This window comes from Salinivibrio sp. MA427 (assembly GCF_001996115.1).
Classification (GTDB): domain Bacteria; phylum Pseudomonadota; class Gammaproteobacteria; order Enterobacterales; family Vibrionaceae; genus Salinivibrio; species Salinivibrio costicola.
The window spans coordinates 1-1,860 of sequence record NZ_MUFH01000408.1 but is presented as its reverse complement, the minus strand read 5'-3'; the positions used below and the strand labels follow the sequence as shown (position 1 = coordinate 1,860).

At 49.1% G+C, this 1,860-nt stretch carries 2 protein-coding genes; both read left to right on the top strand.

Going from position 1 to position 1,860, the window contains the following annotated elements:
* Positions 1-1,556, top strand: a 1,556-nt coding sequence (locus tag BZG79_RS15075) for a cbb3-type cytochrome c oxidase subunit I (RefSeq protein ID WP_077774814.1), incomplete at its 5' end; no start/stop codon positions are given.
* Between the two features lie 63 nt (positions 1,557-1,619).
* A partial coding sequence (locus BZG79_RS15070) for a hypothetical protein (RefSeq protein WP_199878013.1) occupies positions 1,620-1,860 on the top strand: 241 nt, incomplete at its 3' end.

Here is a 1,860-nt window from a genome sequence, read left to right as displayed (position 1 = left end):
ACATCATTTGGTCTATTGTCAGTGTCATTCTCTTAATTGCCGGTATTGGCTTCCTAATTTGGGCGTGGGCATTCTTACGCGACAAAGAGGAAGAAGAGCTGGTTGCGCCAGAGCATGACCCTATCTCGAAGGTTAAGCTAACTCCATCACAGAAAGCCTTGGGCAAATATCTGTTTATTGTGGTTGCGCTGTTCGCGTTCCAGGTACTTCTGGGTGGTTTAACGGCTCACTATACTGTTGAAGGGCAAGAGTTCTACGGCATTAATATCTCTGAGTGGTTCCCCTACTCACTGACTCGTACCTGGCACATTCAGGCCGCCATGTTCTGGATTGCTACCGGGTTCTTAGCCGCAGGTTTATTCCTGGCGCCGATTATTAACGGCGGCAAAGATCCTAAGTACCAAAAACTTGGCGTAGACGTCTTGTTCTGGGCGCTGGTGCTGGTCGTCGCAGGTACCTTTATCGGTAACTGGTTAGCCATTGCGCAAATCATGCCTGAACACTTGAACTTCTGGTTAGGTCACCAGGGCTATGAGTACGTCGACTTAGGTCGCTTATGGCAAATTGGTAAGTTCCTCGGCATCGTCTTCTGGCTTGTGCTAATGATGCGCTGTGTTGTTGGCGCCTTCAAAGAGAAAGGTGACAAGAACTTACTGGCATTATTCACCGCCTCAGTCGTTGCCATTGGCCTGTTCTACGGTGCCGGCTTCTTCTACGGCGAGCGCACTCACATTTCTATCATGGAATACTGGCGCTGGTGGATTGTTCACCTGTGGGTAGAAGGCTTCTTCGAAGTATTTGCTACTGCCTCTCTGGCGTTCATTTTCCACAGCATGGGCTTGGTCTCTCGCCGCATGGCAACCGTTGCTGCACTAGCGTCAGCATCATTGTTCATGCTTGGTGGTGTACCGGGTACCTTCCACCACTTGTACTTCTCAGGCACAACCACACCGGTTATGGCGGTGGGCGCTACTTTCTCAGCGCTAGAAGTGGTACCGCTAATTGTGCTGGGCTATGAAGCCTGGGAAAACTACAGCCTGCAAAAACGTGCAGACTGGATGCAACGCCTTAAATGGCCACTACTGTGCTTCGTAGCCGTTGCGTTCTGGAACATGTTGGGTGCCGGCGTATTAGGCTTCATGATCAACCCGCCTATCTCGCTGTACTATGTACAAGGTCTCAACACTACGCCTACTCACGCACACGCAGCACTGTTTGGTGTTTACGGATTCCTGGCATTGGGCTTTGTATTGCTGATACTGCGCTACATTCGCCCTAATCTGCAGTTCGACGAAAAGCTGATGAAAATGGCTTTCTGGACAATGAACATTGGCTTAGCGCTGATGCTCTTCACCAGCTTGCTGCCAGTCGGTTTCATTCAGTTCTACGCCGCTGCAACTGAAGGTTTATGGTACGCACGAAGCGAAGCCTTCATGCAACAACCACTGTTGCAGAACCTGCGTTGGTTCCGTACTGTCGGTGACATGGTCTTCATCGTGGGTGCATTCGCTATCACTTGGCAGGTCATTAAAGGTTTACGCCATAAATCTGCTTAGCTCTTAATAAACCAAGCTTGTACGATTTTATGTGGAGGCTTGGTTTTCCTTTTTGGAGATCCCATGCAGTTAATCGAAAAACTAGGATACGTCCGCAGCAATCAATGCTCGTCAACCCAGTCACAGTTACGACAACGTATTGAACAGCTCGAGTCAGAAAACAGCACCCTGTTAGGTCAACTTGAATCAGCTAATAAAACCATCTCCCAGCAGCAGAAAGAGCTCGCTGACTACCAGCAACGCTTGTCTTTCATTGAGAACTTCACAGAATCATTATCCGGTTACCAAAACACCTTTTCGCAAC